Raw genomic sequence first — 25174 nt, forward strand, 5'->3', positions numbered from 1 at the left:
TCCTACGAGAGCCGAGGTGGTGCAGATGCTCATTGGAACTATCTTGCGCAACAAGGGCAACGACGTGATGACCGTGGCACCCGGAGCCACGGTCAGGGAACTGCTGGCACAGCTTGCCGAACACAACATCGGCGCCGTCGTCGTCTCAGCCGACGGCGAGACGATCGACGGCATCGTCTCGGAACGCGACGTCGTCCGCCGCCTGCACGACCAGGGCGCCGCCGTCCTGGACGCGGACGTCGCGACGATCATGACGACGGAGGTCCGCACCGTCGGGCCCAACGCCAACGTCGACGAGCTGCGCCGGATCATGACGACTCACCGCTTCCGCCACATGCCCGTCGTCGACCAGGGCCGCCTGGTCGGCATCGTGAGCATCGGCGACGTGGTCAAGAGCGCGATAGAGGAGCTGGAGACGGAGAAGGCGTCCCTGGTGGACTACCTGCACCGGTGAGCTCGGCCCGGCTGCCGGCCCAGCGGTCCAGCAGGACCTCGTCGTGGCTGATGGCCAGCACGCCGGCTCCCGTCCTGTCGCGGTAGGCGTTGACCACCGCGACCAGATGAGCCTGCGTCGAAGCGTCCAGCATCGTGGTCATCTCATCGCAGATCAGGTAGCCGGGATCCAGCGTCAGCGCCCGCGCCAGGCACGCCCGCTGCAACTGGCCGTCCGACACCTCGTGCGGGCGGCGGGTCAGCAGGTCACCGGTCAGCCCGACCTCGGCGGCCAGCGCGCTCACCCGCGACTCGTCCGGACGCCCCGCGGCCGCCAGCGGCTCGGCGACGATCTCGCGCAGCCGCAGCTTCGGATCCACCGCCAGCCGGGGCTGCTGGTAGAGCAGCGCCACCCGGGTACGCAGCTCGCGCGGCGCCCGCTGCCGCCAGCCGCGCACCCGCGTGCCGTCCACGCTCAGCGCGCCGCCCGCCGGGCGCAGCATCATCGCCAGCACCCTGGCCAGCGTCGACTTGCCGCAGCCGCTCGGGCCGCCCAGTCCCACCACCTCGCCGGGCGGCAGGTCGAACGAGACCCGGTCCAGGACCGTCCGCCGGCCGTACCTCACGGTGATCTCATGCGCGCGCAACATGTCCGGCCCTCCAGCAGGCGACGCCGTCCTCCAGCGCGGGGACGGTACGGCAGGCGTCGGCGGCCCGCGGGCAGCGGGGCGCGAACGCGCAGCCGTCGGGCAGAGCGGTCAGCTCGGGCGGCAGCCCGGGAATCGGGACGAACGCCCGGTCGGGCTGCGCGTCCACCAGCCCCGCCGTGTAGGGGTGACGCGGACGTTCCAGGATCTGCCCCGCGGGGCCGGCCTCGACCAGGCGGCTGGCGTACATGACCGCGATGTCGTCGGCCACCCGCTCGGCCGCGCGCAGGTCGTGCGTGATCAGCAGCACCGCGCGGCCCTCGTCGCACAGCTCGCGCAGCACGTCCATGGCCCGCTCCACCAGGGGGCGGTCCAGGCCGGACGTGGGCTCGTCGGCCAGCAGCAGCCCGGGGTCGCCGGCCAGCGCGATCGCGTTGGCGACCCGCTGGGCCATCCCGCCGGACAGCTCGTGCGGGTAGCGGTCGAGGTCCCTGGCGCTCAGGCCGAAGCGCTCGGCCAGTTCCTCGGGCGTGTGCCGGGCGCCGAGCTCCCCGCACGCCTCGGCCAGTTGCGCCCGCGCCGTCCGCACGGGGGTCAGGTGCGTGGCCGGGCTCTGCGGGATCAGCCCGATCATGCGCCCGCGCACCCGTTTCGCCAGTACGGCCGGCGTCGCCGACAGCAGATCGAGCGGCTCGCCCCCGGCATGGAGGCGCGCGGAGCCGGTGACGGTGGCATTGGCGGGCAGCAGGCCCAGCAGCGCGTGCGCGAGCACGGACTTGCCACAGCCCGACTCGCCGACCAGGGCCAGGCAGCGGCCGGGCCGTACCTCGAAGGAGGCCTCTGTGACGGCCCGCACCACCGCGCCCGGGACGCGGAAGCGGACCGACAGGCCGGACACGTCGAGCTTCACAGCGACAGCTCCGATCGGGTGCGCGGGTTGAGACGGTCGCGCCAGTGCTGGGTGAGCACCGAGACCGCCAGCGTCGGCACGAGGATGAACAGGCCGGGCGCGAAGCTCGACCACCAGTCGCCCGACAGCAGCGAACGCTGGCCGTCGTTGATCATGTTGCCCAGCGAGGCCAGATGCGGCGGCAGGCCCAGGCCCAGGAAGCTGAGCGCGGTCTCGTGCCAGATCGCGTGCGGCACCATCAGCACGGTGGCCAGCAGCAGGTGCGGCGCCAGGTGGGGCAGCAGGTGGCGCCTGACCACCCGGGCGCGGCTCGCGCCGCCCGAGATCGCCGCCTCCACGAACGGGCGCTCGCGCAGCGACAGCACCTCCGAGCGCACGATGCGCGCGGCGGTCGTCCAGTGGGTCACGCCCACCGAGACGATCACCGCGTACGGGCTCGGCGCGAACATGGCCACGATGAAGATGCCGAGCAGCAGGTGGGGCAGCGCGGAGAAGCCGTCCACCACCCGCATGAGCAGGCGGTCGGGCAGACCCCCGAGACTGCCCGCCGCCAGTCCCAGCAGGCCGCCGATGACCATGCTCACCAGCGCGGCCACCAGGCCGACCATGAACGAGACGCGCAGGCCGTACAGCGAGCGCAGCAGCACGTCGCGGCCCATCTCGTCGGTGCCAAGCGGGTGCGCGGGCGACGGCGCCAGGCCCGCCGAGCGCAGGTCGACCAGCTGCTGGTCGAGCTGGACGATCGGCGGCACCACCAGCACGGCCAGCGCGAGCACGCCCAGCGTGATCGCGGCCGCCCACACGCCCTTGCGGCGTACCTTGACCACGGCCACGTCCGCTGCCATGTCCGTCGTGCTCATGACGTCGCCACCCTCGGGTCGGCCAGCCTGTAGGCCAGGTCGGCCACCAGGTTGCCGGTCAGCACCGCGACGGTCCCGAGCAGCGTCAGCACCGCCAGCAGCGGGAAGTCCACGGCCAGCGCCGCCTGCACCGAGGTCGAGGCCACCCCCGGCCAGGAGAAGACGGTCTCCACCAGGATCGCGCCGGTGACCAGCTCGGGGATGCGGGCACCCAGCAGCGTCAGGAACGGCAGCAGCGCCGAGCGCAGCGCGTGCCGGATCAGCACCGTGCGTTCCTTGAGCCCGCGGGCCCTGGCACCGGTGACGAAGTCCTCGCGCAGGGTGCCGATCACCGACTCGCGCACGTACAGCACCAGCCACGACGACTGCGAGACCGCCAGCACCGTCACCGGCAGCACCATGTGCCTGGCCACGTCGAGCGGGTCCACGGTGGTCGAGGCGGCGTCGGTGAGGCCGCCCGCGGGAAGCCAGCCGAGCTTGACGGAGAAGACGTAGACGACCAGCAGCGCCAGCCAGAACACCGGCGCGGACTCGTTGGCGAACGCGGCGCCGGTGATCACCCGGTCCAGGACGCCACCCTGCCGCATGGCGGCCAGCGTGCCCACGACCAGGCTGCCGGCCAGCATGAGCACGATCGCCGAGCCGGTCGCCAGCAGCGTCCACGGCAGACGCTCGGTCACCACGTCCAGGACCGGGCGGTGGAAGGAGCGCGACTCGCCCAGGTCGCCCTGGACGAGGTTGCCGAGCCAGGTGGCGTACTGCTCCATGATCGGGCGGTCGAGCGCCCAGTTGGCCCGGATCTGGGCGACGACCTCGGGAGAGGTGGTCATCGCCCGATCACCCAGATACTGCCGGACCGGGTCGAACGGTGAGGCGCTGGCCAGCGCGAACATCCCGATCGTGACCATGATCAGGACGGGCACGGCGAACGCCAGCCGCCACAGGACGAGGCGGAGCATCAGGCGACGGGCTTCCAGGTGTGGATGTCGCGGAACAGCCCGCCGGTCGCGTGCTCGTGGGCGTCGACGCTCTGCTGGATGCCCTGGTAGGAGCCGCGCACCACGTAGACGTGCTTGAGGAAGGTCAGGTAGGTCCAGGCCTCGTCCTCGCGGATGAGCTTCTGGAACTCGTCGTAGGCCTGCTTGCGCACCGCCGGGTCGGCCGACTCGCGGCCCTTCTCCAGGAGCTTGTCCACGGCCGGGTTGTTGTAGTGGCCGGGGTTGAAGAAGCCCTTGCCCGCCTGGGAGGAGTGGAACAGGTCGTAGTTGATGTAGTCGGGGTCGTACGGCGAGCCGTACCCCATCATGAGGGCGTCCTGGGCCATGCGGGGCTCGATGGCGTCCCAGTCGAGACCGGCCAGCTTCACCTCGATGCCCGCCTTCTTGGCGTCGGAGGCGGCGGCCAGGGAGAGCTCCTTGCGCAGCGAGTCGCCGGCCGGGTACATGAGCGTGAAGCTCGCCTTGGTGGCGCCCTTGGCGCGGATGCCGTCGGGGCCGGGCTTCCATCCGGCCTCGTCGAGCAGCTTCGACGCCTGCGGGAGGTCGGCGGCCGGGTTGCCGGTGATCTCCTTGTTGTGCCAGGCGATGTCGTGCGGGACCGGGCCGAAGGCGGGCTCGCCGGCGCCGGCGAGGATGCTGTCGACCATCGCCTGGCGGTCCACGGCCAGGCTGAACGCCTTCCTGATCGCCTTGTCGCCGGTCACCGCGGGCTTCGACGGGAACATGACGCCCCGGTAGTCCGCGCTGTGCTGCTTGTACACGGTCAGGCCCTGCTGGCCCTCGAAGCGCTTGGCCGCCTTCGGCGGGAGCACGGTCGCGTCGAACTCACCGGCCGCCAGGCGCGTGGAGCGCACGTTGTCGTCGGGGGCGAAGGCGACCACGACCTTCTTGATGGCCGGCGCGCCGCCCCAGTACTTCTCGTTGGCGGCCAGCGAGATCTTGTCGCCGGGGGTCCACTGGGTGAAGGTGTACGGGCCGGTGCCCACGGGCTTGGCCGGGTCGATGCCGCCGTCGGGCACGATGCCGAGCGTGGTGCGCTGGGTGAGCGGCGCGTAGGGGTACTTGAGCGTGAACTCGACCGTCGTGGCGTCCGGCGCGGCGACCTTGTCGATGGCCGCGTAGTCGCCGGAGATCGGGGAGCTCGCCTTGGGGTCCAGGACGGTGGTGTAGGTGTAGACGACGTCCTTGCTGGTGAGCGGGCGGCCGTCGTGGAAGGTGACGCCGTCGCGCAGCTTGAAGGTGACCTTCTTGCCGTCGGGCGAGGTGACCGGGGGCTGGGCGGCCAGCGCCGGCTTCAGCGAGAGGTCGGGGGACCTGGACATGAGGCCGTCGAACATCAGCGAGCCGCCGTCGGCCGCGTAGCCGAGGATCGGGCTGAGGTTTTCGAACTCGGAGCTGATGCCGATGACGAAGGTGTCGTCGCCCTTGTTCTGGGCGCCTGGCTGTGCCGGGCCGGACGGCGCGGAACAGGCGGTGAGCGCGGCGATGGACAGCACGGCGGCGGGCCGGGCCAGCCTCATGGGGAACCTCCGGGGAAGGGTAGGACTCCGGCGAGCATAATCTGCACCTGCGAACTTGTCGCAATAAGGGGGGTTGTTACGGGATAGGTGAGGCGTGGGAGTCTTGTCCGGTGACGTACGGGCCTCCCGAACCACCCCGCGCGACGAGCAGTCCGTCGGTGATCCTGCTCGTCGCGGGACTGACGGCCGCGCTGGGGTTCCTGATCGGGTACTTCGCCGGATTGGGCGAAGGGGAGCCGATCACCTCGCCGGGGCCGACGGTGACGGTCACGATGGACGAGCCGTTACCGGACGAGAGCGCCCAGCCCTCTTCTCAGCCTTCTGCTCAGTTCTCCGCCCAGCCTTCTGCTCAGCCGTCGGGTCTGCCCTCGTCCCTGCCGTCCGGCCTGCCGTCCGGTCTGCCGTCGGGTCTGCCCTCGGGGCTGCCTTCCGGGTTGACGTCCGGGCTCGCGGGCGCGACCAAGACGCTGGCCGTCCCGCAGGAGATCCAGCCCGGCACCTACCGCACCACCGGCCCCGCGCCCGGCCAGGGCACCTGCTACTGGGCCCGCCTCAAGGGCGTCAGCGGGATCGGCGACGTGATCGCCGCCGACATGGTCACCGGCCCCGCCACCGTCACCATCCAGCCGGCCGACAAGGCGTTCCAGACCGGCGGCTGCGCCGACTGGATCAGGGCATCCTGAACCCCCGGCGGGGGAATCTACAACCAAACGTCCCGAGGAGGATGCCATGTCCGTACTGCGCAGCCTGGTGGAGTCCGTCCGCAGCGGCGCGATCGAGGTCGTCGACCTGACCGCGCCGCTGTCGTCCGAGACCCCGATCCTGCGGCTGCCCGAGCCGTTCGGGAACACCATCCCCTTCCGGCTGGAGGAGATCAGCCGCTACGACGACCGCGGCCCCGCCTGGTACTGGAACGACATCCACACCGGAGAGCACACCGGAACCCATTTCGACGCCCCCGTCCACTGGGTGAGCGGGCGCGACGGGCACGACGTCGCCCAGGTGCCGACCGGTCACCTGCTCGCGCCCGCCGTCGTACTCGACGTGGCCGCCGAGGCGGAGAAGGACCCCGACTTCCTGCTGCGGGTCGAGCACGTCCAGGAGTGGGAGCGGGCCAACGGCGCGCTGCCCGAGGGCGGCTGGCTGCTGTACCGCACCGGCTGGGACGCCCGCTCCCACGACCAGGCCGCCTTCCTCAACGCCGACGAGACCGGCCCGCACAGCCCCGGCATCTCCGTCGAGTGCGCCCGCTGGCTGGCCGAGCAGACGCCCATCCTCGGCGTCGGCGTCGAGACCGTCGGCACCGACGCCGGCGCCGCCCACTCCTTCGACCCCCCGTTCCCCTGCCACTCCTTCCTGCTCGGCGCCGGCAAGTACGGCCTCACCCAGCTCCGCAACCTCGACCGCCTGCCCGTCACCGGCGCCGTCGTCCTGGCCCCGCCGCTGCCGATCGTGGGCGGCTCCGGCAGTCCCGTGCGCGTCCTGGCGCTGGTCGAGCACGGCGTTCCCGAGGCCGCGCGGTGATCGTCGCGGAGGCCGTCGGGCGGCTGCTGGCCGCCGCGGGGGTGGACACCGCGTTCGGGGTGGTCGGCAGCGGCAACTTCCACCTCACCAATGCCCTGGTACGGCACGGCGCCCGCTTCGTCGCCGCCCGGCACGAGGGCGGCGCCGCCACCATGGCCGACGCCTACTCCCGCATGAGCGGCCGGGTCGCCGTGCTCTCGGTCCACCAGGGCCCCGGCCTCACGAACGCGATGACCGGCATCGCCGAGGCCGCCAAGAGCCGCACACCCCTCCTCGTCCTGGCCGCCGACGTCACCGAGCCGCACTCCAACTTCCACCTCGACCAGGCGGCGCTGGCCAGGGCGGTCGGTGCGGTGCCGATGCGGCTGACCTGCGCGCGGGACGCGCTGGAGGCCTTGCGGGTGGCCCGCGAGGACCGGCGCACGGTCGTCCTGAGCCTCCCCCTGGACGTCCAGTCCGCCCCGGCCCCGGACTGGCCCTCACCCCAGCCGGACACGCTCTCGCTGGAGGCGGAGACCGGAGCGGCGGAGACCGGAGCGGCGGAGACCGGAGCGGCGGGGACGGGCGCGGCGGGGGCCGGAGGGGCGGAGGCCGGAGGGGCGGGGGCTGGCGCGGCCGGGCCCGGGGTGACGGAGCTGGCGCGGTTGCTGGGGGAGGCCCGGCGGCCGGTGTTCGTGGCCGGGCGGGGTGCCCGGCACGCGCGACGGGAACTGGAGGATCTGGCCGACCTGACCGGCGCGCTGCTCGCCACCTCCGCCGTGGCCAAGGGCCTGTTCCGCGGCAGCCCGTGGGACCTGGACGTCAGCGGCGGCTTCAGCACCCCGCTGACCGCCGAGCTCATCGGCGGCGCCGACCTCGTGGTCGCCTGGGGCTGCGCGCTCAACATGTGGACCACCCGGCACGGCTCCCTGATCTCCCCGGGCACCCGCGTCGCCCAGGTCGACCTCGAACACCCGGTCGCCGCCCGCCACGTCCCGGTGGATCTGCCGGTGACCGGCGAGGTCGCCCAGGTGGCCACCGCCGTGCGGGAGCTCCTGCCGCCGCCCGAACCTCTGGCCACGCCGCCGGACGGCCCGCCCGCCGGGTACCGCTCGCCCGAGCTGGCCAGGCGGATCGTGGCCGAAGGGCGGTGGCGGGCGGTGCCGTACGAGGACGAGACGGGGGAAGGGCGCATCGATCCGCGGACCCTCACCGCCGCCCTGGACGACATCCTCCCGGCCGAGCGCGTCATCGCCCCCGATTCCGGAAATTTCATGGGATATCCGTCCATGTGGATGGATGTCCCGGATGAGCGGGGCTTCTGCTTCACCCAGGCGTTCCAGTCGATCGGGCTCGGGCTGGCCACGGCGATCGGCGCCGCGCTGGCCCTGCCCGACCGGCTGCCCGTCGCCGCCCTCGGGGACGGCGGCGCGCTCATGGGCATCTCCGAGCTCGAAACCGTCGCCCGCCTCGGCCTGCCCATGGTGATCGTGGTCTACGACGACGAGGCGTACGGCGCCGAGGTCCACCACTTCACGGGCCAGCCGCACGACACCGTGACCTTCCCGCCCACCGACCTCGCGGCCGTCGCGCGGGCCCTCGGCATGGCCGCCGTCACGGTCACCGGGCCCGCCGACCTGCGAGCCGTCTCCGACTGGCTGGACGGTCCCAGGGATCACGCGATCCTCGTCCACGCCAAGATCACGAGAGAGCGCCCGTCCTGGTGGCTGGAGGAGGCGTTCAAAGGCCACTAACCCTTGCGGAACGTGCGCGCCTCCTCGGCCGCGGCCACCACCTGGGCCAGCGGCGCCCCCGCGCCCGAGGTGACGGCGGCGGCCACCGCGCCCTCCACGAACGGCACGTCGGCCAGCACCACCCGCCCCGGATCGACGAGCAGCCGGGCGGTCAGCACCGAGCTGCCGAGATCCGGGATGAGCACGACCCCGTCGCCCTGCTCGACCGCGCCGACGGCGGCCTCGATCAGGTCGAAGCTGGTACCGAGCCCGCCGCCGTCCGTCCCGCCCGCCGCGGCCATCGGCACCTGCTCGCCCGCGATGCCGCGCGCCAGCGCCACCGCCTCGGCCGCCAGCCCGGCGCTGTGCGAGACCAGCACGATCCCCACCATCACGCCCGCCCGTCCGCCGTGACCAGCGCGCCCACGATCAGCGCGGACGAGGCCGCTCCCGGGTCCTCGTGTCCCGCGCTGCGCTCGCCCAGATAGCTCGCCCGTCCCTTGCGCGCGACCAGCGGCACCGTCGCCCGCGCGCCCTCTCGCGCCGCCTCCGCCGCCCGCTCGAACGCCGCGTGAGGCTCCGCCCCATCCCGTACGGCTCCCGCCAGCGCCCCGGCCGCGGGCCCGAGCGCGTCCAGCATCGTCTTGTCCCCTTCCACGGCCTTGCCGAGCCGAGCCACCTCGTCCACCCCCGCCTGGAAGGCCGCCGCGAACTCGGCCAGGGTGAACGACTCGCCGAGCGCCTTGCCCATGGCCCGCAGCAGCGAGCCGTAGAGCGGCCCCGAGGCCCCGCCGACCTTCCTGATCAGCGTCATCCCGGCCACGGCCAGCGGTTGGCCGGGCCCGCCCGCCGCCAGGGCCTGCCGTACCTCGGAGAAGCCGCGGTCGAGGTTGGCTCCGTGGTCGGCGTCGCCGATCGCGGCGTCCAGGTCGGTCAGCCGTTCGCGCCCGGCCGCGACCGCCGCCGCGGCGGCCTCCAGCCACGCGGCGCAGAAGGCGGCGTCCATCAGCGGCCCCATCGCAGACCCGGCGTCTCCACCGGCGCGTCCCACAGCCGGGCCAGCTCCTCGTCCAGCCGGCACACGGTGACCGAGAAGCCCTGCATGTCCAGGCTCGTCACGTAGTTGCCGACCAGCGAGCGCGCCACCCGCGCGCCCTTCGCCCGGACGTACGCCTCCACCTCGGCGAAGACCACGTACAGCTCGATCAGCGGAGTCCCGCCCATGCCGTTGACCATGACGAGCAGGTCGCCGTAGAGGGGCAGGTCGCCGTGGACGGCGTCCATGGCGACCTCGGCCAGTTCCCGCGCGGCGGCGTGCGGCGCCCGGCGGCGTCCCGGCTCGCCGTGGATGCCGATGCCCAGCTCCACCTGGTCGTCGGGCAGGTCGAACGTCGGCTTGCCGGCCGCGGGCGTCGTGCACGAGGTCAGCGCGATGCCGAACGAGCGGCTGCGCCCGTCCACCTCGGCCGCCACCCTGGCCACCTGCGCCAGCGGCGCGCCCTGCTCGGCCAGCGCTCCGGCCATCTTCTCCACGAACAACGTGGCGCCGGTGCCGCGCCGGCCGGCGGTGTACAGCGAGTCCTGGACCGCGACGTCGTCGTCGACCAGCACGCCGGCCACCTCGACGCCCTCGGTCAGGTCGGCGGCCAGCTCGAAGTTGAGCGTGTCGCCGGTGTAGTTCTTGACGATGTGGAGCACGCCCGCGCCGCCGTCGACGGCCCGCGTGGCGGCGATGATCTGGTCGGGCACCGGTGAGGTGAAGACCTCTCCGGGACAGGCGGCGTCGAGCATGCCGTACCCGACGAAACCGGCGTGCAGGGGCTCGTGCCCCGAGCCGCCGCCGGAGACCAGCCCGACCTTGCCCGCGCGCGGCCCCGCCGCGCGGTAGACGACCCGGTCGGCCACCCGCAGCGACGGATGCGCCGCCGCCATGCCCTTCAGCGCGTCGCCGACCACGTCGCCAGGCGAATTGATGAGCTTCTTCATGGTCACTAACCAATGCCCGTTCTCACCGGAGAGCAAGCGGAATAGCGTGGTCCGGGTGGAGCTTGTCTACAGTCCTTTCGATCCCGCGGTCATCGAGGACCCGTTCCCCGTCTACGCCAGGATGCGCAGCGAAGCGCCCCTCTACCGCAACGAGGCACTCGGCTTCTGGGCGCTGTCCCGGCACGCCGACGTCGCCGCCGCGCTGCCCGACAGCGACCTGTACTCCAGCGACCACGGGCCCATGATCGACCCCGGCGCGTGGGGGCCGAAGGCGCGTTCCTACCTGTCGTTCGTCGCCATGGACCCGCCCGACCACACCCGGATGCGGGCGATCGTCGCCCGCGGCTTCACCCAGCGCCGCGTCGCCGCCCTCGAACCCATGGTCAGGCGGATGGCCCGTGCCTACGTGGCCGCCGCGGTGGAGAAGGGGAGCTTCGACTTCGCCACGGAGTTGTCGGCCCGCCTCCCGCTCGACGTCATCTCCGAGCTCATCGGCGTGCCGAGCTCCGACCGGGCCGAGATCCGCGGACGCTCCGACGCCCTGCTCCGCTACGACCCGAACGGCGAGATGGGCGAGGACGGGCTCACAAGCATCATCGGGCTCGGCGACTACTACGCCTCCGTCGTCGCCGAGCGCCGGGAGTCGCCACGCGACGACCTCGTCTCCGTCCTCGTCGCCGACGACGGGCTGGACGACGGGGAGATCGTCGCCTTCCTCATGCTCCTGGTCGGCGCGGGCGCGGAGACCACCACCCACCTGCTCAACGCCGCCTGGTACCACGCCTGGCGCCACCCCGCCCAGCGCGCCGCCGCGTTCGCGGGCGCGATCGGGGAATGGGCCGCGGAGACGCTGCGCTACGACACTCCCGCGCATGGCATCGCCCGCCGCCTCACCAGGGAGATCGAGCTGTACGGCGAGCGTCTCCCGCCCGGCGCCAAGATCTGGCTCCTCATCGGCTCCGCCAACCGCGACGAGAGCGCCTTCCCCGAGGCCGGCGCCTACGACCTGACCCGCGACACCTCCCGGGCGATCAGCTTCGGCGCCGGCCGCCACCACTGTCTCGGCGCCGCCCTGGCCAGGCTCGAAGCCCGCGTCACGCTGGAAGAACTCGTCCGGGCCGTGGAGCCGGACTACGACGTGGACCCGTCCGGAATCCGGCGCGCCAGCCACGGCAACGTCCGGGGAATGGTCACCCTCCCGACCACCGTCCAACCTAGGCTACGGTTCGGGCATGGCTGAGATCGTGTACCCGCCGGTGATCGCGCTGGCGCGGACCCTCTTCAAGGTGATGGACTACCGCTTCCACATGGAGGGGACCGAGCACGTGCCGAGGACCGGCGGCGCGGTGCTGGTCAGCAACCACATCAGCTATCTCGACTTCATCTTCGCCGGCTTCGGGGCGCTGCCGTCCAAGCGGCTGGTGCGGTTCATGGCCAAGCAGGACGTCTTCGACCACAAGATCTCCGGACCGTTGATGCGCGGCATGAAGCACATTCCCGTCGATCGGGGCGCCGGCGCGGGCAGCTACGCCACCGCGTTGCGCATGCTGAAGGCGGGCGAGGTCGTCGGTGTCTTCGCCGAGGCCACGATCAGCCGGTCGTTCACCGTCAAGGAGATCAAGAGCGGCGCCATCCGGATGGCCCAGGCCACCAACGTGCCCCTGATCCCGGTCGCCCTCTGGGGCAGCCAGCGGCTGTGGACCAAGGGCCGCTCCAAGCAGCTGACCCAGCGGCACGTGCCCATCAGCATCCTGGTGGGGGAGCCGATGCACCCCAAGCGCGGCGAGAACGTCAACGAGCACACCGCCACCCTGCAGACCCGCCTGACCGAGCTGGTCGACCGGGCGCAGCGCACGTACCCGGAGATCCCGCAGGGCGTCTGGTGGCAGCCCGCGCACCTCGGCGGCACCGCGCCGACGCCCGAGGAGGCGGCGGCCATGGACGCCGAGGAGGCCGAGCTGCGCGCCAAGAAGGACTGATCACGGGCTGACGAGGCAGAACTCGTTGCCTTCCGGGTCGGCCATCGTCTGGAAGGCGCCCACCGCGTCCACCTGGAGTTCGCCGACGGCGCGTCCGCCGAGCGCGAGCACCGCCCGCGCGGCCTCCGCGGGGGAGGCGACGGCCAGGTCCAGGTGGAGGCGGTTCTTGACCGTCTTTCCCTCGGGCACACGCTGGAAGGCCAGGCGCAGCCCGTCCGGCGGCCGGACCGACGACCAGCCGGCGTCGCGGTGCACGGGCTCCGCGCCGAGGACGGCGGCCCAGAACGCGGCCAGGCGGGCCGGGTCGGCGCAGTCGAGGACGAGCTGGCTCTGACGGGCGATCACGGCGCACACCCTACCTTCCCCCCCGAAGGGGGAGCTGCCCGGCGGGTGAGGGTCATTCCTCGATGGCGCCGCCCACCGCGCGCAGGTACTCGCGGAAGGTGAGGTCGGGGGCGGCCTGCCGTTCGGCCAGATAGTCGCCGAACCGCAGTTGCTCGCGCAGGGAGCGGCCGCCGCGGATGCGGTCCGCCTGCGCGCGCTCGGCGTCTCTGATCCCCTCCGCCAGACCGAGCACCTCCGCGGCCCGCCCGGCCGGCACGAACAGCACACCGTCCTCGTCGCCGGCCACGAGGTCGCCGCGCCCCACCGTCCATTCGCCCACGCGGGCGCTGCCGAGCGCGTCGGCGGGCCGCGCGTCCAGCCGCAGCGGGCCGGTCGGCAGCGCGCCCATGCTGAACACCGGCAGCCCGATCGCCCTGATGTCCGCGGTGTCCCGGTGCAGGCCCCAGATGACGACCCCGGCCACTCCGGCCGCCCGCGCCTCCAGCACGGCCAGGTCGCCGACGCAGGCCTCGTCGGTGCGGCCGTCGTTGTCGACCACGAGGACGTCGCCCGGTTCGGCCGACTCGTACGCTTCCAGGAACACGTCGACGCTTCCGGCGTGCCGGGCGGGCAGGACGCGCCCGATCACGCGGGAGCCGGGGACCACGGCTCGCACCGCCGAGGGCGCGCAGCGGACCTGGACTCCGGCGCGGATGCACCCGTCGGCCAGGTGCGCGGTGGTCAGGGTCGCGAACCGCTCAAGATCCCGCATGCTCTGACCTTACTTGGCCTTCTTCCGTGCGTCCGGATATGTCCGGTCTTGGGGCTCGGCGTGGCGTAGACATGGGGTATGACGGTGTATTCGGCGGTGGTGACGACGGGTATCTACTGTCGTCCTGGGTGTGGTTCGCGGCCGTTGGCGGAGAATATCCGGCTTTATGGTCATGCGGGGGCGGCGGAGGCGGACGGGTTCCGCGCGTGCCTGCGGTGCCGGCCGTACCGGGTGGCGGGGCCGGTGTCGGCGGATGTGCCCCGGCTGGTGTGCGCCGCCTGGCAGCTGATCATCTCCGGTGTCCTGGACGGCGGCACCGAGGCGGCGCTGGCCGAGCGGGTGGGCGTGTCGTCGCGGCATCTGCGGCGGCTGTTCCTGAAGCACCTGGGGGCCAGCCCTGACCAGCTCGCGCGGTCGCGGCGGGCCCACTTCGCCCGCCGCCTGCTGGATGACACCGATCTGACCGTGCTGGACATCGCCTTCGCGTCGGGGTTCGGGAGCCTGCGGCAGTTCAACCGGACCATGCGGGAGATCTTCCACGCCGCGCCCGGCGAACTGCGTGAGCGCCGGCACCGGGCCGATCGGCTGGTCGCGGATGGCGGGCTGGCGCTGCGGCTGCCCGTTCTGCCGGGGTATGACTGGCCGGCCGTCCGGTCCTACCTGGGGGCTCGCGCGATCCCGGGGGTGGAGGAGGTGCGCGACGGGGCGTACCGGCGGACCGTGAGCCTGGACGGCGCGCCCGGCGTGCTCGAAGTGCGGGGCGGGAGCGATCCCGGCCACCTTGTGCTGACCGCGCACCTGCCCTACTGGGAGGGGCTCATCCACGTGGTGGACCAGGTCGGCCGGCTGCTGGGCCTCGACACCGATCCGGCGTCCGGGGCCGCCGCGCTGGGGGCGGATCCCGTACTGGGGCCTCTGGTGGCGTCGCGTCCGGGGCTGACGGTTCCCGGCGCGTGGAGTCCGCTGGAGATCGTGGTGGCGGGCGCGGCGGGCGACGGGCTCGCGACCCTCGTGCGCGGTCTCGGTACGGCCGTGCCCGGGTTGCCCGGCGGGCTGACCCATGTCTTCCCCGATGCCGCGGCGTTCACGGAGGCCGATCTGGAGGCGCTGGGGCTGCCGGCCGAACTCGCCAAGACAGCCGCCCTCACCGCTCAGACCGATTCCGGCCTGGCCTTCCGGACCGGTGATTCCGAGGCGTGGCCCGCGTCCGACCCCTCACTACGAGCCGCCGTGGCCGAGTTGTTCCCCGCAGGCGTTGACCCGGAGCGGTGGCGGCCCTGGCAGGCGCTGGCCGCCATGCACTTGATCACCCGCTGAACCGGGCCGTCAGATGGCGGCCTGGAAGCTGCTCGCCCGCACGCCCGCCAGCAGACCGGCCGTGTGCTCGTTGGTGAAGCGGCGGGCCGGGTCGTGGTGCAGCAAGCCCTCCAGCAGCGGGCGGAGGATTCCGGCGCGGCGGGGGGTCGGGAAGCTGCCGGTACGGGCCATGGCGAGGACGGTCGCGGCGTCCTGGCCCGGGTAGGGCGGCTGGCCCTCCAGGGCGCTGTACAGGGTCGCGCCGAAGGACCACATGTCGGCCTCTTTGGTGGCGGCGCCGCCGTACAGGCGCTCGGGAGCCATGAACGCGGGGGTGCCACGCAGGCGGCGGGACGTCGTCGTGCGGATGTCGCCTTCGGCGGTCGCGATGCCGAAGTCCGTGAGCACCACGCGGTCGCCCGTGAGCATCACGTTCGCGGGTTTGATGTCGCGATGCAGAACGCCCGCCTGGTGCGCGGTACGCAGGGCGGCGAGCAGGTGCTGCCCGATCGCGGCGACGCTCTGGGCGGGCAGAGTGCCCACCTGGGAGAGAAGCTGGTGCAGGGAGAGGCCGTCAAGGTACTCCATGACGATCCAGAGCTTGCCGCTCTTCTCGATCAGGTCGTGGACCGTGACGATGTTGGGGTGCGTCAGTCCGGCGGCCATGCGGGCTTCCCGCAGCACTCGCCTGCGCACCACCTCGGCCTCACCGGCCAGCGTCAGCTCCTTGAGGGCAACCTCTCGGTGGAGGAGCTGATCGAAGGCCCGCCAGACGACTCCCATACCCCCACGACCGGCCTCCTCGCTGAGGAGGTACCGTCCGCCGATCTCCCGCATGCCATCCCCTCGTTGCTCCGGGGCAATCATGTCATCTCAGCGCAAGCCATAGGGTACCTAACGTGATCTGGTTATGTCGGGAATAGTCAAGGTCCAGCTCAACGCCCCGGAAATTAGATCCCCGCCCTCCGCGCGCCCGGCCCACGGAGCCTCGCAACTCGACATCCCACCCCCCAAACCCCTATCCCCACGCACTTAACGCCCACCGCGGATTCCTCACGAGCCCGCCACACCCGGGCCCACCTGTGCGTTGTGGCGTTACTTCCAGGGTTGCCGGCCGCTGGGCTCGATGGTGTGCTGCCGCGCTGGAGGAGTGAGTCAGAGGCGGGGGGTTGAGGGGGTGAAGGCGGGGATCGCGCGGGCGATCAGGGCCACGGCGGCCAGGCAGATGACCACCGAGGCGATGAAGACCGACAGCAGGCCCCACGTCTCGCCCATCAGTCCGGCCACCCCGGCGCCGATCGGCATGCCGCCCATACCTATCAGCCGGTAGGCGGAGTTGACGCGGCCGAGCAGGCCCTCGGGGATGATCCGCTGGCGGGTCGAGATGACGATCACGTTGGACCAGGTGTTGGTGGCGCCCCACAGGACCGCCACGGGGAACAGTACGGCCGGGTGCGGCGCCAGGATGGGGGCCGCCAGGAGCAGGCTGCTGACCAGCCACGAACCCACCAGCATCCGTCCCTCGCCGCCCCACCGGATCACGTGGTCGCTCACGAACGAACCTGCCACCGCGCCGACGGCGAAGGCGGTCATCATCAGGCCGTACGCGGCGGGTGAGAGCTCCATGCGCGATCCGGGGCCGACCACCCACAGCACGAACACGGCGAAGAAGGCGGCGTTGCCGAGGTTCAGCATCCCGCTGCTGACCGCCAGCAGCCTCAGGAACCGGTGCGCCCACAGGTACCGCAGGCCCTCGCCGATGTCACCCACCAGACTCCGCCCGTACGGCCCCGCCCCACCGCCCGCCCCGGACGCCACCCCCGATCCGGCCACCCCCGATCCGGCCACCCCCGATCCGGCCGCCCCGGAAGCCACCTCGGATCCGGCCGCCTCGGATCCGGTCGCCCCGGAACCTTCGGCTGCCCTGGACCCTTCGGCCGCGCCGGATTCTCCGGTCGCCCTGGATCCTCCGGCTGTCCTGGAATCCGAGGAAGTGGCGCTCTCCGGGTCGGGCGCGGTGTGGGTGGGCGGTCCGGAGACGGCCGGGTCCGGAGTGGTGCGTGCGGGCACGTCGGACAGGGCGGCGGCGCGTGCGCGCGAGCCAGGCCCGGAGGCGGACACCGCGTCGTGAGTGGCGGGGGCGGGCGAGGCGGAGGCCGGTGCGGTGGTCTCCGTGGACGTGGTGGCGAGGGTAGGGCGGTAGGTGCCTCGCATGCCCAGCAGCAAGAGGCCGGCGGCGCCGTACAGGATGCCGGGGGTGCCGAGGATGGCCGGTGGGAGGACGGCGACCAGGACGCCGGCCAGCGGAGAGCCGATGAAGTCGTTGCCGACCGTCTGGGCGCCTACGATGCGGCCGTTCGCCCAGGCCAGGCGGTCGGATGGGACGGTCATCGGCAGGACCGACTGGGCGGAGGTGTCGGCGAAGACCTCGGCCATCCCGGACAGGAGCACGGCGGCCAGCAGGATCCAGAGCGACAACGTGCCGGACCAGGCGAAGGCGGCGACGGCCACCAGCAGGGCGGCCCGGAAGGCGTTGGCGAAGACCATGATGCGGCGCCGGTCCTGGCGGTCGGCCACGGCGCCGGCCGGCAGGGCGAGCAGGAGCCAGGGCAGCGTGGTGGCGACGCCGGCGAGCGCGACCTCGGCCGGGGAGCGGGTCAGGGTGACGGCCAGCAAGGGGGTGCCCACCTTGAGTACGCCGTCGGCGAGGTTCGACAGCGCCGACGACGACCACAGAAATCCGAACGAACGCATACCGGCTCCGCTAGTGTGTAAAGAAAACTGTGCATGTGTTTCTTTGCAAAGATAGGTTTGCACACTGATGGCTGGCAAGCGCTTTTCGAAGAGGACCCTCGACGTGAACGCCATGAAGTCGTTCGCTCACCCCCTGCGACTGCGGCTGTTCGAACTCCTGGAGGAGCTCGGCCCCTCCACCGCCACCCAGCTGTCCGGCCGCGTCGGCGAGAACACCGGTTCCACCAGCTACCACCTGCGTGAACTGGCCAGACACGGGATGATCGAGGTGGCGGAGGGGTTGGGCAAGGGCAAGGAGAAGTACTGGCGCGTGACTCCCGGCGGCTTCGGCTACGGCTCGCCGGAGGACGCCGCCGACAGCGAGACGCTCGGCGTCATCCGCGTCCTCCTCCAGGACCTGGTACGGCAGCGCGGCGCCGAACTGGAGCGCTGGCTCGCCGAGGAACCCGCCACCCCCAGGGAGTGGGTGGAGGCCAGCGGCCTGTCGCGCCGTTCACTGAGGCTGACGGCCGAGGAGAGCATCGCCATGCGCGACGCCGTCATGGAGGTGCTCGAGCCCTACCGCGTGGTGTCGGACGAACGCGGGCCCGGCCATCCGGACACCGCCCGGGTCATCGTCCACTTCGACGTCTTTCCCACGGGGGCCGGGTAGAGTGTGCGCCGACATTCATGCCATAACGGGAGGCCGCGTGGTATCCGAGGAGGCTCTCCGTTATCCGCCCGGCTCGCTCGTGATTTTCACCGGGCTGCCGGGCGCCGGCAAGAGCACCCTGCTGACCCGCCTGTACGGCCTGACCGGCGACGAGCACGAGCCGGTGGCCGTCGGCCCGGTCCGGGTGATCGACTCGCGCCAGTCGCGTAACCGGTGGGGGCGCAGGCTCTCGTGGGCGCCCAAGCCGGTGCGTACGTTCGTGGTCTACGTCGGGCACGTGTCGCGGATCGGGCGCGAACTGGCCGCCGGGCACTCCGTGGTCGCGCACAACCGGGGCGCCTGGCCGCATGTCCTGTACGGGTTCGCGTGGCTGGCCAGGCGGCGCGGCCGGCCGTTCCATCTGATCCTTCTGGACGTGGACCCGCGCACGGCGCTGGAGGGGCAGCACGCGCGCGGCCGGGTGGTGCCCGCCGCGACGTTCGACCGGCACAGCCGCCGCTGGCGGCGGCTGCTCGCCCAGGTGCGCGCCGGTTCGCCGCGGCCGGCGGCGAGCGCGACGGTGCTGGACCGCGCGGCGGCGGACGCCCTGCGCGCCCTGGTGTTCGAGGACGTTCCGACGGTGGTGGACACCGGCTCGTAGGGTGTTCAGCCGTGCCGGGGTACGTCGACGGCCCCGGCCCGTGGGCCCGGCCTCTGGCGAACCCGCGCGCCGTGCGCTCAGCGCCTGGCCATCAGCAGGCCGATGACGCCGTAGGTGCCGATCAGCCAGGCGGCGCTGACGTACGTGGACACCGCGGGGCCGCCGAGGATCTGGGCCGCCATCGTCACCGGGAACCACAGCCCTGCCAGCAGGGGCAGCCACCGCAGCGGCCCCTCGACCCGCCCGGCGGCGGCGATCGTGATCCCCAGCGCCAGCATCCCCAGCATGCTGAGCGGCCACGCGGCGTCCAGGATCTGCAACCAGAGCGGGAACTCGTCGTGGGTGGCGTAGCCGAAGGACAGGACGTTGAGCAGGAACGCGGCGGGCAACAGCACGAGCAGGCCGAAGGGGACGACCCGGCCGAGACGCTCCCCGGTGGCCCGCGCCGTCCAGACCCGCCACACGAACGCCCAGACGCCCGCCACGAACATCATCCCCGTGACGGTGTCGAGCGTCTGGACGCCCTCCTGGATCTTCTCGCCCACCACGAGCGTGCCGGCGGCCCACGCGGCCGCGCCGATGGAGAGCAGCGCCCCCGCGAGCCGGCCGCCCTCCGTCCCGGCCGAAGTGCTGTGGGTGATCATTGGTGCCTCCTGAAGGTCGATGAGGCACCCACGCTCTCCCGCCGCCGTCCCGGGCCGCCAGGGCACGCGGTCCCGGTCTGACCGGGGCAGATGTCCCGGTCCTGCAGGGACGCCGGCCCCCTGTGGCGGGCGGCCGGCTGTGCCACGCTGGAACGGTGTTCTGGTATCCCCCGCCCAGGGCCGCCGCCACCGCCGTGGCCGGGCTCTCCGCCGCCGGCGTCCTCGCCGCCCTCTGGCTGGACCTTCTCTCCGGTACGGCCCCGCGCCCCGAGCCCCTCGACTGGTCGATCTGGTCGTCCACGATCCCGGCTCTGGCCCTGGCCGGCGCCGGACTGGTGCTGTCCAGCCGCCTGCCCCGGCACACGATGACCTGGCTGCTGCTCGGCAGCGCGCTCGTGGCGAGCCTGAACGGGCTCGGCGCCGCGTACGCCGTGTTGTCCCTCCACGTGTACGGCGGGCGGCTCCCGCTGACCGCCGCCGCCCTGTTCACCGGCGCCCGCCTGGGCCCGCTGCTGAACCTGGTGGCCCCGCTGGTCCTGCTGTACTTCCCTGACGGGCGCCTGCCCACCCGCCGCTGGCGGCCCGCGGCCTGGGTGACGCTGACCTCGGCGGGGCTGGCGGTGGCGGTCTTCGTCACGGTCCCCTGGCGCCTGGTCGCGGACCCCGCGCGGGCGGGCGCCCCGTGGCCGGGGGTGGATCTGCCGGTTCCGTCCCTGCCGGACCAGGTGTGGCTGGGGGTGCTGCCGGCGGTACCGGCGCTGCTGGCGCTGAGCACGGCGGTGCCCGTGGTGGCGTTCGTGCGCCGCTTCCGCGGCTCGGAAGGCGTGCTGCGGGCCCAGCTACGCTGGATGGCGCTGGCCGCGGTGCTGAACGGCGTGCTGATCGTGCTGCCCCTCGCGGTGGACGGCATCCCGCAGGACCTGACGTTCGTCGCGTCGCTGCTGGCCGTCGCGGGCGCCGTGCTGGTGGCCGTCGGCCGCTACCGGCTCTACGACATCGACCCGCTGCTCGGCTGGACCATCCTGTACGGCGGGCTGGCCGTGGCGGTGGTGGCCGTCGACGTCCCCATCTTCGTGGGCCTGGGCGCGCTGATCGACGAGCCGGTGGCCGCCGTGCTGGCCGCCACGGTGGTCGCCGTCGCCTACGCCCCGGTCCGCGACCGGGCACGCCGCTGGGTGAACCGGATGCTCACCGGCAGGGCGGAGCCGTACGAGGTGGTGTCGGCGCTGGCCGAGCGGCTGGAGGAGGCGAGCGGGCCGGGCGGGCCGCTGCCGGAGGCCGCGCGGGCGGTGTCGCGGGCGTTCGGCTCACCGTACGTCAGGGTGGAGCTCGACGGGCAGGACGGTGGCACGCTCACGGCCGAGTACGGCGAGCCGCGCGCGGACGCGCTCGTGCTGCCGATCACCTACCGCGGCGAGCGGATCGGCCGCCTGGCGCTGGTGCCGCGCGGGCGGCTGGCCGAGGCGGACCAGCGGCTGCTGGCCGACGTGGTACGCCAGACGGCCGCGGCGGTGCGGGCGGTGGCGCTCACCGAGGAGCTGCGGCTCAGCCGCGGGCAGTTGGTCACCGGAGTGGCGGAGGAACGCCGCAGGCTGCGCCGGGACCTGCACGACGGCCTCGGCCCGGCCATGGCCGCCGCGGCGCTGAAGGTGGAGGCCGCGCGCAACCTGCTGGCCCGCGATCCGCGGGCGGCGGGGGAGGTGCTCGGTCAGGTGCGGGGCGATCTGGGCACGGTCATCGAGGACGTCAGGCGGCTCGTGCACAACCTGCTGCCGCCCGCCCTGGACCGCTGGGGCCTGGCCGAGGCGCTGAAGCGGGAGGCCGAGCGCTTCCGCGGCGGCGGCCTGGACGTGCGCGTACGGGTGGACGCGGACCTGGGCGAACTGCCCGCCGCGACGGAGGTCGCCGCCTACCGCATCGTGTGCGAGGCTCTGGTGAACGTCGCCAGGCACGCGGCGGCCCGTACCTGCGAGATCCGCCTGAGCACGGCGGAGGGCGAGCTGGAGGTCGAGGTGGTCGACGACGGCCGGGGCGTGGGCCCCGAGATCGCGCCGGGCGTGGGGCTGGCCGCCATGCGGGAGCGGGCGCGCGAGCTGGGCGGCCGGTGCGTGGTCACGCCCGGCGCGGGCGGCGGCACGCGGGTCCACGCGGTCCTGCCGTCGGGCTGGGCCGGATGAGCGTGCCGAGGGTCGTGCTGGCCGACGACCATCCCGTCTACCGGGACGGGCTGCGCATGATGCTCGACTCGACCGGGCAGGCCGAGGTGGTCGGCACCGCGGCCGACGGGCAGGGGGCCGTCGAGCTGGCCCTGCGGCTGCGGCCGGACGTGGTCGTGCTCGACCTGCAGATGCCCGGCATGGACGGCATCCGCGCCACCGAGCGGATCGTGGCCGGGGCGCCGGAGGCCGGCGTGCTGGTGCTGAGCATGCACGAGGACGACGACACCGTGCTGGCGGCGATGGTCGCCGGTGCCCGCGGCTACCTGCTCAAGGGCGCCGACCAGGGCGAGATCCTGCGGGCCATCACGGCGGTCGCGGGCGGCGAGGTGATCTTCGGGCAGGCGCTGGCGGCCCGGGTGAGCGGGTTCTTCGCCCGGCTGGCGCGGGGAGAGGTACCGGGGGCGACGCCGTTCCCGCACCTGACCGCGCGTGAGCGTGAGGTGCTGGAGCTGATCGCGGCCGGCCGCTCGAACGGCGAGATCGCCGGGCGCCTCCACCTGGCGCCGAAGACCGTGCGCAACAACGTCTCCAACGTCTTCGCCAAGCTCCAGGTGGCCGATCGGGCGCAGGCGATCGTCCGGGCGCGCGAGGCGGGGCTGGGGCGCGGCGGCTGAGGCAGTAGGTTCGTGGCATGCCCGCGCCCTTACCCGAGCTGGTGCCGCCCGACGAGCCGCTGGCCCTGCTGCTGAGCTGCCCGCCCGCGCTGCTCGACACCAGCCTCGACCAGCTCAGGACGCTGGCCGTGGTCCGGCGGACGGGCTCGGCGCTGCAGGCGGCACGGCTGCTCGGCAGGGAGCAGTCCAGCGTGCAGAAGCAGCTCGACAGCCTCAACCGCACCTACCAGGCGCTCTGCGGCGAGGTACTGGTCAGCAAGCGCGGCAGGGGCAAGGACTTCGCCTTCACCCCGACCGGCGAGAGCCTGGTCGAGCGGGCGCACGAGGTGCTGGCCGGGCTGATGGACGACGTGCACGCCGGCCGGCGGCGCATCGGCACGACGCTGACCGTCGGCACGACCGAGTTCACGCTGTGGATCCTGTCGCGGGCGTGGGAGCGGGTGGCGGCGGAGTTCACGCGGCGTGGCGTGGAGTTCCGGCTCGTGCACGTGCGCACCAAGGACTTCTGGCCACGCCTGGACGAGGGCCGGGTGGACCTGCTGTGCGGCAGCATCGTCACCCCCGCCGGCGCGCCCGCCGCCCACGACGCCTACGACGTGCTCGAATGGCGCCGCGGCAGCCCCGTCCTGCTGACCAACCTGCCGCACGAGGACCTGCCCGGCCCCTCGGCGCCGGTCAGCACGCTCGCGAAGCTGCCGCTGGTCGTGCCGGGGAGCGGGCTGATCGCCGACTTCCTGACCCGCTGGTTCGGGCCGGCCTTCCGCGAGCGCCTCACGATCGCGGCGGAGATCGAGGACGTCCAGTACGGCCTGGCCCTGCTGCGCTCCCGCCTGGCCAGAGGCTGCATGATCGTCACCCGCACCCTGGCCAGACGCGTCGCGGAAGGCGGATCGCTGCGCGTCGTGGACCTGGTGCACGACGTCGAGCCCAAGGTCGAGATGGTCTCCGCGGTGTTCACCAGGAAGGGCGAACGCGAACGTTACGCCCCGGACCACCCGCTGAACCTCCTGTGGGAGGCCCTGCGCGAGGAGAGCGCCGAGACCGGGCATCCGTCAGTTCGCTAGCGCGGCCAGCCTGCGGCTCGTCTCGTACGCCTGCCGGCCCCCGGCCTCGTCGCCGTGGCGGGCGCGCACGTGCCCGATCTGCCCGGCCGCCTCCACCACGTCGCGCGCGAGGTCGCCCGCCACCTCCAGCACCCATCCGAACGCCCCCTCCGCCTGCGCCGGGTCCCGGTGCAGCACCCACAGCAGGCAGGCGGCGGCGGGGAAGGCGTCGCGGGCCGTACGGGGGACGGTGCGCCAGGCCGCCTCGGCCGCGTCGAGGTCGCCGTGCCGTACGGCCAGCACGCCGAACAGCACCCACGCCCTCGGCTCCAGCTCGGCCTGACCCACCTCGCGCAGCCGGCCGATGCCCGCCTCGGCGCCCTGCCTGCCCGACTCGATCGAGAGCAGGAACCCGGCATGGGCGGCGCCCCACGGCGCGTGCAGCGGATGGCCGCTGTCCATGGCCAGCTCGAACTCGCGCAGCGCCGCCTCGGGCTCGCCCTCCGCCAGCAGGTTCGCGCCCCTGGACAGGCTGCCGGCCGGGTCGAGGAGGCTGAGCCGTTCCAGCATGTCGTGGGCCTTGGCCTGGTCCTCGGGTCCGCCGACCCCTATGGCCAGGCGCCAGGCGGTCTCGGCACTCCGGAGGTCGCCCTCCCTGGTCTCCAGGATGCCGAGGTTGACCGCGGCCTTCCCGCTGAACATCGGCTGCCGCAGGGCCACGGCGTCCTGGTAGGCGCGTCGCGCGCCGGCGGCGTCGCCGTTCTCCTCCAGAAGGGTGGCGAGGTTGAACAGGCCGCCCGCGGCCGCCATCGGGTCGGGACCGGCGGCGACGCGGCGCAGCTCGGCGAGACCGGCGTCGAGGTCGCCCAGTTCGCGCGCGAGGATCACCCCGATGTTGACCGCCGCCATGGAGGCCGCCCAGCCCTCGCCCCGCTGTGCCTGCCTGAGCACCGCGATCGCCCGGTCGTGCTGCCCCCGGCCGCTGAGGATGGACGACAGGTCGACCGCCGCCATGGGCCCGTAACGAGGGTGCCCGGTGGCGATCGCGCGCTCCAGCACCGGCACTGCCCGGTCCGGCTCGTCGGCCAGGGTGAGCGCCGAGCCCAGGTAGGCGAAGCCCTCCGCGGCCAGGTCGGGGATCGGCGACTCCGTGGCCTGGCCGAACGCGTGGGCCGCCGCCCGCAGGTCGCCCTCCGCGACCCACATCCGGCCGCGCGCCAGCGCCGCGCGGCCGATCACCTCCTCGGCCGTGGCGGGGCTGGTGCGCGGCTCGACGTCGTGGCGGGCGAGCACCTCGAAGTTCTCGCGCGCGGTCTTCGCGACCTGCTCGGCGCCGTGGTCGGCGGCGTGGCGCCAGGCGGCCTGGGCGGTGTCCATGTCCGCGTCGATGAGCACGTCGCCGATGCGCAGCGCGGCGTGCGGGGACAGTTCGGGCTCGCCGCCCTCCACGATGAGCGAGAACCAGTCGAGCGCGTCGGCGTCGTCGCCCTCGGCGAACAGCGTCTCCGCGCACTCGGCCAGCATCTCGGCGCTCTGCCGGTCGCCGGACATGGAGGCCGCCATGGTCAGAATCACGATGTTGAGACCGCTGTCCGGCGGCAGCTGGGGGACCCTGCCGATTCTTCGCGTCAATGCCTTGCCTTTCCCG

At 73.2% G+C, this 25174-nt stretch carries 26 protein-coding genes; 12 read left to right on the forward strand and 14 right to left on the reverse strand.

Features of this window, described 5'->3' with window-relative positions; genetic code table 11:
* Positions 1 to 25: 25 nt before the first annotated feature.
* The gene (locus tag ACIBKY_RS30680) at positions 26 to 454 is read left to right on the forward strand and encodes a CBS domain-containing protein (protein WP_397101911.1); all 429 of its coding nucleotides are present in this window, start codon (positions 26 to 28) and stop codon (positions 452 to 454) included.
* On the opposite strand, the gene ACIBKY_RS30685 is transcribed toward ACIBKY_RS30680, so the two are convergent.
* Genes ACIBKY_RS30685 through ACIBKY_RS30705 form a run of 5 tightly spaced genes read right to left on the reverse strand, consistent with a single transcriptional unit; the run spans position 390 to position 5367 of the window.
* Positions 390 to 1082, reverse strand: a complete 693-nt coding sequence (locus tag ACIBKY_RS30685; RefSeq protein WP_397101913.1) for an ABC transporter ATP-binding protein — start codon at positions 1080 to 1082, stop codon at positions 390 to 392. The two genes, ACIBKY_RS30680 and ACIBKY_RS30685, sit on opposite strands and share 65 nt — an antisense overlap.
* Entirely contained in the window at positions 1066 to 1989 is a 924-nt protein-coding gene (locus ACIBKY_RS30690; protein WP_397101915.1) for an ABC transporter ATP-binding protein, read from the reverse strand. The genes ACIBKY_RS30685 and ACIBKY_RS30690 overlap by 17 nt, the downstream gene beginning before the upstream one ends.
* Positions 1986 to 2849 (reverse strand): ABC transporter permease, encoded by an 864-nt coding sequence (locus tag ACIBKY_RS30695; RefSeq protein ID WP_397101917.1) that lies wholly within the window; start codon positions 2847 to 2849, stop codon positions 1986 to 1988. The genes ACIBKY_RS30690 and ACIBKY_RS30695 overlap by 4 nt, the downstream gene beginning before the upstream one ends.
* Positions 2846 to 3808 carry an ABC transporter permease gene (locus tag ACIBKY_RS30700; protein WP_397101919.1) on the reverse strand — a complete coding sequence of 321 codons (963 nt, stop codon included), beginning with the start codon at positions 3806 to 3808 and terminating at the stop codon, positions 2846 to 2848. Before ACIBKY_RS30700 ends, ACIBKY_RS30695 begins: the two co-directional genes overlap by 4 nt.
* Positions 3808 to 5367, reverse strand: coding sequence for an ABC transporter substrate-binding protein (locus tag ACIBKY_RS30705; protein WP_397101921.1), 1560 nt, complete (start codon positions 5365 to 5367; stop codon positions 3808 to 3810). Before ACIBKY_RS30705 ends, ACIBKY_RS30700 begins: the two co-directional genes overlap by 1 nt.
* A gap of 158 nt (positions 5368 to 5525) precedes the next feature.
* Between ACIBKY_RS30705 and ACIBKY_RS30710 the strand changes: the two genes are divergently transcribed.
* From ACIBKY_RS30710 to ACIBKY_RS30720, 3 genes are read left to right on the forward strand one after another with little or no spacing between them, the layout of a single operon-like run.
* A complete protein-coding gene (locus ACIBKY_RS30710) occupies positions 5526 to 6050 on the forward strand; it encodes a hypothetical protein (RefSeq protein WP_397101923.1) in 525 nt (174 codons plus the stop codon).
* Between the two features lie 46 nt (positions 6051 to 6096).
* Positions 6097 to 6891, forward strand: a complete 795-nt coding sequence (locus tag ACIBKY_RS30715; protein ID WP_397101925.1) for a cyclase family protein — start codon at positions 6097 to 6099, stop codon at positions 6889 to 6891.
* Complete coding sequence (locus tag ACIBKY_RS30720; RefSeq protein WP_397101927.1) at positions 6888 to 8624, forward strand: thiamine pyrophosphate-binding protein; 1737 nt, start codon at positions 6888 to 6890, stop codon at positions 8622 to 8624. Before ACIBKY_RS30715 ends, ACIBKY_RS30720 begins: the two co-directional genes overlap by 4 nt.
* Here the strand turns inward: ACIBKY_RS30720 and ACIBKY_RS30725 are convergent.
* Genes ACIBKY_RS30725 through dhaK form a run of 3 tightly spaced genes read right to left on the reverse strand, consistent with a single transcriptional unit; the run spans position 8621 to position 10589 of the window.
* Entirely contained in the window at positions 8621 to 8983 is a 363-nt protein-coding gene (locus ACIBKY_RS30725) for a PTS-dependent dihydroxyacetone kinase phosphotransferase subunit DhaM (protein WP_397101929.1), read from the reverse strand. The genes ACIBKY_RS30720 and ACIBKY_RS30725 overlap by 4 nt on opposite strands.
* Positions 8984 to 8994: 11 nt before the next feature.
* Positions 8995 to 9609: a dihydroxyacetone kinase subunit DhaL gene (gene dhaL, locus ACIBKY_RS30730; RefSeq protein ID WP_397101931.1), complete on the reverse strand. Its 615-nt coding sequence runs from the start codon at positions 9607 to 9609 to the stop codon at positions 8995 to 8997.
* Positions 9609 to 10589, reverse strand: coding sequence for a dihydroxyacetone kinase subunit DhaK (gene dhaK, locus ACIBKY_RS30735; protein WP_397101933.1), 981 nt, complete (start codon positions 10587 to 10589; stop codon positions 9609 to 9611). Before dhaK ends, dhaL begins: the two co-directional genes overlap by 1 nt.
* 55 nt (positions 10590 to 10644) lie before the next feature.
* Between dhaK and ACIBKY_RS30740 the strand changes: the two genes are divergently transcribed.
* Together ACIBKY_RS30740 and ACIBKY_RS30745 are read left to right on the forward strand one after the other, a co-directional pair.
* Positions 10645 to 11829, forward strand: a complete 1185-nt coding sequence (locus ACIBKY_RS30740) for a cytochrome P450 (protein ID WP_397101935.1) — start codon at positions 10645 to 10647, stop codon at positions 11827 to 11829.
* The gene (locus tag ACIBKY_RS30745; RefSeq protein WP_379612867.1) at positions 11822 to 12568 is read left to right on the forward strand and encodes a lysophospholipid acyltransferase family protein; all 747 of its coding nucleotides are present in this window, start codon (positions 11822 to 11824) and stop codon (positions 12566 to 12568) included. The genes ACIBKY_RS30740 and ACIBKY_RS30745 overlap by 8 nt, the downstream gene beginning before the upstream one ends.
* Here the strand turns inward: ACIBKY_RS30745 and ACIBKY_RS30750 are convergent, their stop codons facing one another.
* Together ACIBKY_RS30750 and ACIBKY_RS30755 are read right to left on the reverse strand one after the other, a co-directional pair.
* A complete protein-coding gene (locus tag ACIBKY_RS30750; protein ID WP_397101938.1) occupies positions 12569 to 12913 on the reverse strand; it encodes a VOC family protein in 345 nt (114 codons plus the stop codon).
* Positions 12914 to 12965: 52 nt separating this feature from the next.
* Positions 12966 to 13664, reverse strand: a complete 699-nt coding sequence (locus tag ACIBKY_RS30755) for an RraA family protein (RefSeq protein ID WP_397101940.1) — start codon at positions 13662 to 13664, stop codon at positions 12966 to 12968.
* Positions 13665 to 13742: 78 nt separating this feature from the next.
* Here ACIBKY_RS30755 and ACIBKY_RS30760 point away from each other — a divergent pair, with 78 nt between their 5' ends.
* Positions 13743 to 14981: a bifunctional transcriptional activator/DNA repair enzyme AdaA gene (locus tag ACIBKY_RS30760; protein WP_397101942.1), complete on the forward strand. Its 1239-nt coding sequence runs from the start codon at positions 13743 to 13745 to the stop codon at positions 14979 to 14981.
* A 9-nt stretch (positions 14982 to 14990) separates the two neighbouring features.
* On the opposite strand, the gene ACIBKY_RS30765 is transcribed toward ACIBKY_RS30760, so the two are convergent.
* Positions 14991 to 15797 (reverse strand): serine/threonine-protein kinase, encoded by an 807-nt coding sequence (locus ACIBKY_RS30765; RefSeq protein ID WP_379612862.1) that lies wholly within the window; start codon positions 15795 to 15797, stop codon positions 14991 to 14993.
* A gap of 318 nt (positions 15798 to 16115) precedes the next feature.
* A complete protein-coding gene (locus tag ACIBKY_RS30770; protein WP_397101944.1) occupies positions 16116 to 17714 on the reverse strand; it encodes an MFS transporter in 1599 nt (532 codons plus the stop codon).
* Between the two features lie 112 nt (positions 17715 to 17826).
* On the opposite strand from ACIBKY_RS30770, the gene ACIBKY_RS30775 reads away from it, so the two are divergent.
* On the forward strand, positions 17827 to 18366 hold the full coding sequence (locus ACIBKY_RS30775; protein ID WP_397101946.1) for a winged helix-turn-helix domain-containing protein: 540 nt from the start codon (positions 17827 to 17829) through the stop codon (positions 18364 to 18366).
* A 37-nt stretch (positions 18367 to 18403) separates the two neighbouring features.
* Positions 18404 to 19006 (forward strand): AAA family ATPase, encoded by a 603-nt coding sequence (locus ACIBKY_RS30780; protein ID WP_397101948.1) that lies wholly within the window; start codon positions 18404 to 18406, stop codon positions 19004 to 19006.
* Between the two features lie 77 nt (positions 19007 to 19083).
* Here ACIBKY_RS30780 and ACIBKY_RS30785 read toward each other — a convergent pair whose 3' ends face one another.
* A complete protein-coding gene (locus ACIBKY_RS30785; RefSeq protein WP_397101950.1) occupies positions 19084 to 19650 on the reverse strand; it encodes a hypothetical protein in 567 nt (188 codons plus the stop codon).
* Between the two features lie 155 nt (positions 19651 to 19805).
* Between ACIBKY_RS30785 and ACIBKY_RS30790 the strand changes: the two genes are divergently transcribed.
* Genes ACIBKY_RS30790 through ACIBKY_RS30800 form a run of 3 tightly spaced genes read left to right on the forward strand, consistent with a single transcriptional unit; the run spans position 19806 to position 23547 of the window.
* Positions 19806 to 21827 (forward strand): sensor histidine kinase, encoded by a 2022-nt coding sequence (locus tag ACIBKY_RS30790; protein ID WP_397101952.1) that lies wholly within the window; start codon positions 19806 to 19808, stop codon positions 21825 to 21827.
* Positions 21824 to 22483, forward strand: a complete 660-nt coding sequence (locus tag ACIBKY_RS30795) for a response regulator (RefSeq protein ID WP_397101954.1) — start codon at positions 21824 to 21826, stop codon at positions 22481 to 22483. The genes ACIBKY_RS30790 and ACIBKY_RS30795 overlap by 4 nt, the downstream gene beginning before the upstream one ends.
* 17 nt (positions 22484 to 22500) lie before the next feature.
* Positions 22501 to 23547: a LysR family transcriptional regulator gene (locus ACIBKY_RS30800; protein ID WP_397101956.1), complete on the forward strand. Its 1047-nt coding sequence runs from the start codon at positions 22501 to 22503 to the stop codon at positions 23545 to 23547.
* Here the strand turns inward: ACIBKY_RS30800 and ACIBKY_RS30805 are convergent.
* Positions 23536 to 25158 carry a tetratricopeptide repeat protein gene (locus ACIBKY_RS30805; protein ID WP_397101958.1) on the reverse strand — a complete coding sequence of 541 codons (1623 nt, stop codon included), beginning with the start codon at positions 25156 to 25158 and terminating at the stop codon, positions 23536 to 23538. The two genes, ACIBKY_RS30800 and ACIBKY_RS30805, sit on opposite strands and share 12 nt — an antisense overlap.
* Positions 25159 to 25174 lie beyond the last annotated feature (16 nt).

Origin of the sequence: Nonomuraea sp. NPDC050394 (assembly GCF_044459065.1) — a bacterium.
GTDB lineage: Bacteria > Actinomycetota > Actinomycetes > Streptosporangiales > Streptosporangiaceae > Nonomuraea.